Below are 8,000 nucleotides of genomic sequence, written 5' to 3'. Positions count from 1 at the left end.
TCAATTAACACTAGTCCCCACTCCTCGTTTTTTCTTTTGTGTTGTGTTTCGCGTTTACCTGGGTTTCACCCGCTACCTGCGCTTCGGGCGCCCGGCGATGTGCCGGGCGCCCTTCGCGCTGCCTTGAGGACGGTGTCCTCAGTCGTCGTCCCTGCCGTTCTGGAAGTCGAACGGGTTCTGCGGGGTGGCCGGTGCCGTGGGCGGCCCCGAGGTGGGCGGCTGGGTCGTCGGCTGGTCCGTGGGCTCCTGCGTCTCGGTCTCCGTGGGCGGCGCCGAGGTCGGCGGCTCGCTCGGCGTCTCCGACTCGGTCGGCGAGCTGGAGGGCGACTCCGAGGGCGACTCGGAGGGGCTCTCGCTGACGGTCGGAGTGTCCGTCGGGGCGACGGCCGCGCCCTGCGTGGTCTTGAGGTCGAAGGGAACCTTCTCGGTCACGCCGAAGGTGTACGCGGCCCAGATCTGCGCCGGGTAGCCACCGCCGTTGATACGGCCGGGCGGCGGGAGGAGTCCGGTCGCCCCCGTCATCGACACGTGCGCGTTGCCCCGTTCGCCGAACAGGCCGACGGAGGTGACCAGGTCGGGCGTGTAGCCGGTGAACCAGGCGGACCGGTTCTCGTCCGAGGTACCGGTCTTGCCCGCCACCTGCTGGCCGTTGCGCAGCGGGTTGTTGGCCACCGACTGCCGGGCGGTGCCGTCGTCGACCACGCCGGTGAGCACGGAGGACACCGTGTCGGCGGCGTTGCGGCTGATCACCTGGCCGCCGATCGGGTTCGGCATCTGCACCGTACGGCCCTTGCTCTCCGCCGACTTGATGAGGGTCGGGGTGACCTTCTTGCCGTGGTTGTCGAGGGTGGCGTAGATGCCGGCCATCTCCAGCGGGCTGGCGCCCATGGAGCCGAGCGTCTGGGCGGGAACCGCCTGCATGCCCTTGGTGTCCATGCCGAGCTGCTTGGCCGTGTCCATGACCTTGCTCATGCCGACGTCCACGCCCATCTGCGCGAAGACGGAGTTCACGGACTTGTTCATGGCCTGCTGGACGGTGATCTTGCCGTAGTCGGCGTCGTCCTCGTTGGGCGGCGCGAAGCCGACCTCGGTGCCGTGGTCGGTCACCGGGTGGCGGCTGGTGCCGTCGTAGACGGTGTTCGCGTCGATGGGACGGCCGTCCTGCGTGGTGGCGCCCTGTTCCAGCGCGGCCGCGAGGATGACCGGCTTGAAGGTGGAGGCGGGCTGGTAGTCGGGCCGGGTGGCGTTGTTGGTCCAGTGCTTGAAGAGATCCTCGCCACCGTAGAGCGCGACGACATGGCCCGTCTTGGGGTCGACCGAGACGGCACCGGCCTGGATGTCGCCGTCGACCTTGCGCTTCTTCGGGTCGAGCTTGGAGGTCAGCTGCGACTTGACGGCCTTCTCCAGCGCGGCCTGCTTCTTCGGGTCGACGTTGAGGGTGATGGTCCAGCCCTTGCCGACGACCGCGTTCTCCGCCTGGGAGGCGGTCAGGCCCTGCTGCTTCATGAGCTGCTGCTCAAGCTGCTTGTTGGCGAGGTCGACCAGGTAGCCCGTCTGCCCGTCGAGACCGGGGGCGGGCCTGGGGTCCTTCGGAATGGGGAACTTCAGGGTGGCGCGCTTGGCCTGGGACAGCCAGCCCTGCTTGACCATGTTGTTCAGGACGTAGTTCCAGCGGTCCTTGACCAGCTTCCGGCCGGTGGGCGTGGCGGCCTGCCAGTCGTACTGGCTGGGCGCCTGGAGCAGGGAGGCCAGATAGGCGCCCTGCTCGACCGAGAGCTTCTGGGCGTCCTTGCGGTAGTACGCCTGGGAGGCGGCCTGGATGCCGTACGCGTTGCGGCCGTAGTAGCTGGTGTTGATGTAGCCCGCGAGGATCTCGTCCTTGGTCTTCTCGCGCTCCACCTTGAGGGAGATGACCAGCTCGTTGAGCTTGCGCGTGACCGTCTGGTCCTGGCTCAGGTAGTAGTTCTTGACGTACTGCTGGGTGATCGTCGAGCCACCCTGCTTGCCCTTGCCGGCCAGCGTGTTGATGAGGCCGCGCGCGGTGCCCTTCAGGTCGACGCCGTGGTCCGTGTAGAAGGACTTGTTCTCGGCGGCGACGAAGTCGAGCTGGACCGGCCTCGGCACCTTGGTCAGGTCGACGATCTCACGGTTGACCTGGCCGGAGCGGGCCATGACCTTGCCGTTGGCGTACTTGTAGATGTTGCTCTGCTGCTGGGCGGCCAGATTTCCCTCGGGAATGTCCACCGACAGATACAGCGCGACAAAGGCGCCGAGGCCCAGCAGACAGACGCCGAGGAATGCCCCGAGCATCTTCTTCCAGGTGAAAAGCCCGCGTATCCAGCTCTTGGCGGGCTTGTCGCCGGGCGCCGGGGACGGCGAGCGGCCTCCGGGTGCCGCGCGGCGGCCGCCACGCTGACGCGCTCGTCTCTCTTCCGCTCGTCCCATGGGTCCCTTCGCTCCGCTTCCGTCTCGGGGTCAGCTCCGAAAGCTAACACCCCTCTATGTGACAAAGAGCGCCTGATCCGCTCCTTTGGGGACGTGAGAATGAGCACCCCGCCCTATCGGAACCGACGGAATCAAGAGGCCGAAGGTTGCCTCCCGGGGCGCGATCGGTCCCACGAGTTTATTTCCGGACCCACTATGAACCCGGTGTATACACCGTGTGTAGAGTGCTCGCCATGTCCATCGGTCACTCACTCCTGGGACTCCTGGAGTCCGGCCCCCGGCACGGTTACGACCTGAAGCGGGCCTTCGACGAGAAGTTCGGCCACGACCGGCCGCTGCACTACGGCCAGGTCTACTCGACCATGTCCCGGCTGCTGAAGCACGGGATGGTGGAGATCGACGGCGTCGAGTCCGGCGGCGGACCCGAACGAAAACGGTACGCCATCACCGATGCCGGGATAACCGACGTCGAGCGCTGGCTCGCCACCCCGGAGAAGCCCGCCGAGTACCTCCAGTCGACCCTCTACACCAAGCTCGTCCTCGCGCTGCTGACCCGGCGCGACGCGGCCGGACTGCTCGACGTCCAGCGCTCCGAGCACTTGCGCGCCATGCGCGCGCTGACCGAGCGCAAGCGCGGCAGCGACCTCGCCGACCAGCTGATCTGTGACCACGCCCTGTTCCATCTTGAGGCCGATCTGCGCTGGCTGGAGCTGACCGCCGCGCGCCTGGACCGGCTCCGCACGGAGGTGACCTCGTGATACCCCCCGAAGGCTCCCTGCTCCACGCCCGGGACCTGCGCAAGACCTACGGCTCCACCACCGCCCTCGACGGCGCCGGCTTCTCCGTCCACCCCGGCGAGGTCGTCGCCGTGATGGGCCCCTCCGGCTCGGGCAAGTCCACCCTGCTGCACTGCCTCGCCGGGATCGTGCTGCCCGACTCGGGCACGATCACCTATGCGGACCGCGAGCTGACCGCGATGAGCGACGCCGGCCGCAGCGCCCTGCGGCGCGGCGAGTTCGGGTTCGTCTTCCAGTTCGGCCAGCTCGTCCCCGAACTGACCTGCGTGGAGAACGTGGCGCTGCCGCTCCGGCTGAACGGCACCGGGCGCAAGGAGGCCGAGAAGGCCGCGCTGGAGTGGATGGAGCGCCTGGAGGTGGACGACCTCCGGCGCAAGCGGCCCGGCGAGGTCTCCGGCGGCCAGGGGCAGCGGGTCGCGGTGGCGCGGGCGCTGGTCACCGGGCCCCGGGTGCTGTTCGCGGACGAGCCGACCGGCGCGCTGGACTCGCTCAACGGCGAGCGCGTGATGGAGCTGCTCACCGACGCCGCCCGCTCCACGAACGCGGCCGTCGTCCTCGTCACGCACGAGGCCCGGGTCGCCGCCTACTCGGACCGCGAGATCGTCGTACGCGACGGCCGCACCCGGGACATGGAGCGGGCCGGATGAGCCTGCGGCAGTACGCCCGCGCCCTGGGGATGGGGGTCCGGTTCGCCGTGACCGGAGGGCGCGAGGGGTGGGTCCGCACGGCACTGACGGCGGTCGGTGTCGGTATCGGAGTGGCGTTGCTGCTGCTGACGACCGCGATCCCGCGCATGATGGACGCGCGCGGCGACCGCGAACTGGCGCGCCAGGACATCGTGTTCAGTACGAGGGACCGGCCGAAGGCGGACAACACGGTGGTCGTCGCGGCCACCGACACCGCATGGCGCGACAAGGACGTCCGGGGCCGGCTCCTCGATCCGGAGGGCCCGAAGGCCCCGCTGCCGCCGGGTCTGAGCCGTTTCCCGGCCAAGGGCGAGATGGTGGTCTCCCCCGCGCTGCGGGACCTGCTTGCCTCCCCGGACGCCCGGCTGCTGCGCGAGCGGCTGCCGTACAAGATCACCGGGACCATCGGCGAGAGCGGTCTTGTCGGCCCGCGCGAACTCTCCTACTACGCCGGTGCCGAGGATCTGAAGCCCCGGGCGGGCGGCGCCCGCACGAACCGGCTGACCCACTTCGGGCAGACCCAGTCCTGGCAGGGCAAGGACGACCCGGTGCTGCTCCTGCTGACGTCGGTCGTCTTCGTGACGCTGCTGCTGCCGGTCGCCGTGTTCATCGCGGCCGCCGTGCGCTTCGGCGGCGAACGGCGCGACCGCAGGCTGGCCGCACTCCGGCTGGTGGGCGCCGACGGCCGTACGACCCGGCGCATCGCGGCGGGCGAGGCGCTGGCCGGGTCGGTGCTCGGACTCCTCCTCGGCGCGGGACTCTTCCTGGCCGGACGTCAGCTGGTGACCCTGGTGGAGATCCGGGGCGAGAGCTTCTTCCCGAGCTATGTCACCCCCTCCCCCGCCCTGGTCCTGCTGGTCGCGGTGGCGGTCCCGGTGTGCGCGGTGCTGGTCACCCTGTTCGCGATGCGCACGGTGGTGGTCGAGCCGCTCGGCGTGGTGCGTTCGGCCACGGCCGCCCGGCGCCGGCTGTGGTGGCGGCTGCTCCTGCCGCTGTCCGGTCTGGCCCTGCTCTGGCCGATGATCGGCAAGGGCCGTACGCACGGCGACTTCAACCAGCTCCTCCTCATCGGCGGCGTCCTGCTGCTCCTGGTCGGCGTGACCGCGCTGCTGCCCTGGATCGTCGAACGGGGCGTCAGCCGGCTCGGCGCGGGCCCGCTCTCCTGGCAACTGGCCGTGCGGCGGCTCCAGTCGAGCGGCGGCATGGCGGCCCGTACGGTCAACGGCATCGCGGTGGCGGTGGCCGGGGCGGTCGCGCTCCAGATGCTGTTCGCGGGCGTGCAGAGCCAGTACATGAAGGACACCGGGCACGACCCCGGCCGTGCGCAGATCGAGGTCGACCTCACCGACCGCACCGACCCCGCCTCGGCCACCGAGGCGTTCGCCCGGACCAAGGGCGTGCGGGCGTCGGTGGGGCTGGCCACCACGCATCTCGGCGACAAGCCGCTGGAACCCGCCTCCTACCTCGACCTGGTCGTCGGCGACTGCGGCGCCCTGCGGGAGCTGGCCCGGCTGCCGTCCTGCCACGACGGTGACATGTTCGCCCTGAACAGCCCCGACAACTCCGGCGCGTTCGACCGGCGGATGCGTGAGGCCGGGCTGCGGCCCGGTCAGCGCGCCTGGATCGACCCGCGCTTCGTGGGCGGTCCCGGTCTCGCGGTCCCGCTGCGCCTCCCGGCGTCGGTTCCGCACGTGGCCTTCCGCGGGGATTCCCTGATGCCGAGCGTCAACGGGCTGCTGATCACCCCGTCCGCGCTGCCCGCCGCGGCGAAACCGGCGCTGTCCGGCCGGGTCTTCCTGCGGCTGGACCCGGCGGTGCCGGACGCGCGGGAGTACGCCCGCAACACCGCCGCGCGGGTGGACCCGGTCGCGGACGTCCTCGCCTGGGTGCCGACCACGACCGACGGGGGGTTCGCCTCCCTGCGCACCGGTCTGTTCATCGGCGCGACCTGTGTGCTCGCGCTGATCGGCGCGAGCCTGCTGGTCTCCCAGCTGGAGCAACTGCGCGAGCGGCGCAAGCTGTTGTCGGCGCTGGTGGCCTTCGGCACCCGGCGCCGGACCCTGGGTCTGTCGGTGCTGTGGCAGGCGGCGGTGCCGATCGCGCTGGGCGTCGCGCTGGCCTCGGTGGTGGGCATCGCCCTGGGCGCCGTGCTGCTGCGCATGACGGCGACGCCGGTACGGGTGGACTGGACGAGCGTGCTGTCCCTGACGGGCGTGGGCGCGGCGGTGGTCGCGGCCATGACCCTGCTCAGCCTGCCGCCGCTGCTGCGGCTGACGCGGCCCGAGGGGCTGCGCGCGGAGTAGTCCCCGGGGGCTGAACAGCCCTCAGGGACGGGCGGGGCTCCACGGTGCTTCACAGGGGCCCCGCGGTGCTTCACAGGGGCCCCGCCCTCTCACGCCTCCGCGTCCAGCACCCGGACCGGCAGCGGGCGCAGCGACTCCCGCAGGGCGGCGGCCAGTTGCTGGTACTCGCTGCCCCGGGCCGCGCCCGCGCGCATCGCGAGGCCGACCCGGCGGCTGGGGGCCGGGTCGGCGAAGCGGGCGGTGCGCAGCCGGTCGCCCCGGGCGGTCTCCAGCTCCATCGCGGTACGCGGCAGCAGGGTGCAGCCGAGCCCGCCCGCGACCAGCTGGACCAGGGTGGAGAGCCCGGCGGCCGTGGTGGTGACCGGCGCGGCGGCCGGGCGCCCGCCGCGCCCCGCGCCCCGGAACTCGCGCCCCGCCTCACGGCAGATCTCCAGCGCCTGGTCGCGCAGACAGTGGCCCTCGTCCAGGAGGAGCAGGTTCAGCTCCTTCAGCGCCTCGCGCGGGATGACGCCGTCGCCGCCGCCGAGCGGATGGTCCGGCGGGGTGACCAGCACGAAGTCCTCGTCGAACAGCGGGAGTTCGGCCACCCCAGGCACGGCGAGCGGCACCGCGAGCAGCAGCAGGTCGAGCCGGCCGGAATGCAGGCCCTCGACCAGGTTCGCGGTCTGCTCCTCGTGCACCTGGAGGTCGAGCTGCGGATAGCGCTCGTGCACCAGGCGCAGCACGGTCGGCAGCAGATACGGCGCGACGGTGGGGATGACCCCGAGCCGCAGCATCCCGGTGAACGGCGCGCGCACCGCCTCGGCCTCCTCAAGGAGCGCCCCGACCTCGGCGAGCACCGCCCTGGCCCGCACCGCGAGGCGTTCACCGGCGGGCGAGAGCAGCACCTTGCGCGTCGTACGCTCGACGAGGGTCACGCCGAGCGTCTCCTCCAGGGCCGAGACCGCGCCGGAGAGGGCGGGCTGGCTCATCCCGATGGCCGCCGCCGCGTCCCGGAAGTGCAGCTGCTCCGCCACGGCCGCGAAGGCCCGCAGCTGCGCCAGACTCGGCTGCTTCCGGGTGCCGCTACCACTGGTCACTGATAACCACCTCCGATCAATGACACCGAGTGTAGCTATTTCCCTAATCAATGCACCCTGTGCCACGATCAACCCAGTCCAACCCATGGGAAGCACCTCCCGACCAGGGGTGCTTCCTCGCTGCAAGGAGAGCAAGTGCTCACTGTCGGTGACAAGTTCCCCGAGTTCGAACTGACCGCCTGCGTCTCGCTGGAGAAGGGCAAGGAGTTCGAGGAGATCCACCACAAGTCCTACGAGGGCAAGTGGCTCGTCGTGTTCGCGTGGCCGAAGGACTTCACCTTCGTCTGCCCGACCGAGATCGCCGCGTTCGGCAAGCTGAACGACGAGTTCGCCGACCGTGACGCGCAGATCCTCGGCTTCTCCGGCGACTCGGAGTTCGTGCACCACGCCTGGCGCAAGGACCACCCGGACCTGACCGACCTGCCGTTCCCGATGATGGCGGACTCCAAGCACGAGCTCATGCGCGACCTGGGCATCGAGGGCGAGGACGGCTTCGCGCAGCGCGCCGTCTTCATCGTGGACCCCAACCGCGAGATCCAGTTCACCATGGTGACCGCCGGCTCCGTCGGCCGTAACCCCAAGGAGGTCCTGCGGGTCCTCGACGCGCTCCAGACGGACGAGCTGTGCCCGTGCAACTGGACCAAGGGCGAGACCACCCTGGACCCGGTCGCCCTGCTGGCCGGTGAGTGA

At 70.7% G+C, this 8,000-nt stretch carries 6 protein-coding genes; 4 read left to right on the top strand and 2 right to left on the bottom strand.

Going from position 1 to position 8,000, the window contains the following annotated elements:
• Positions 1 to 138 precede the first annotated feature (138 nt).
• Positions 139 to 2,445: a transglycosylase domain-containing protein gene (locus tag AB0898_RS09175; protein WP_366802201.1), complete on the bottom strand. Its 2,307-nt coding sequence runs from the start codon at positions 2,443 to 2,445 to the stop codon at positions 139 to 141.
• Positions 2,446 to 2,678: 233 nt separating this feature from the next.
• On the opposite strand from AB0898_RS09175, the gene AB0898_RS09170 reads away from it, so the two are divergent.
• From AB0898_RS09170 to AB0898_RS09160, 3 genes are read left to right on the top strand one after another with little or no spacing between them, the layout of a single operon-like run.
• Complete coding sequence (locus AB0898_RS09170; RefSeq protein WP_366802200.1) at positions 2,679 to 3,203, top strand: PadR family transcriptional regulator; 525 nt, start codon at positions 2,679 to 2,681, stop codon at positions 3,201 to 3,203.
• On the top strand, positions 3,200 to 3,889 hold the full coding sequence (locus tag AB0898_RS09165) for an ABC transporter ATP-binding protein (RefSeq protein ID WP_366802199.1): 690 nt from the start codon (positions 3,200 to 3,202) through the stop codon (positions 3,887 to 3,889). The genes AB0898_RS09170 and AB0898_RS09165 overlap by 4 nt, the downstream gene beginning before the upstream one ends.
• A complete protein-coding gene (locus tag AB0898_RS09160) occupies positions 3,886 to 6,231 on the top strand; it encodes an FtsX-like permease family protein (RefSeq protein ID WP_366802198.1) in 2,346 nt (781 codons plus the stop codon). The genes AB0898_RS09165 and AB0898_RS09160 overlap by 4 nt, the downstream gene beginning before the upstream one ends.
• 89 nt (positions 6,232 to 6,320) lie before the next feature.
• On the opposite strand, the gene AB0898_RS09155 is transcribed toward AB0898_RS09160, so the two are convergent.
• Positions 6,321 to 7,310 (bottom strand): LysR substrate-binding domain-containing protein, encoded by a 990-nt coding sequence (locus AB0898_RS09155; protein ID WP_366802197.1) that lies wholly within the window; start codon positions 7,308 to 7,310, stop codon positions 6,321 to 6,323.
• Positions 7,311 to 7,445: 135 nt separating this feature from the next.
• On the opposite strand from AB0898_RS09155, the gene AB0898_RS09150 reads away from it, so the two are divergent.
• A complete protein-coding gene (locus AB0898_RS09150; RefSeq protein ID WP_199585123.1) occupies positions 7,446 to 8,000 on the top strand; it encodes a peroxiredoxin in 555 nt (184 codons plus the stop codon).

It is taken from the genome of Streptomyces sp. NPDC005435, from assembly GCF_040703155.1.
Taxonomy (GTDB): domain Bacteria; phylum Actinomycetota; class Actinomycetes; order Streptomycetales; family Streptomycetaceae; genus Streptomyces.
This window is presented reverse-complemented; position numbering and strand designations above follow the sequence as displayed.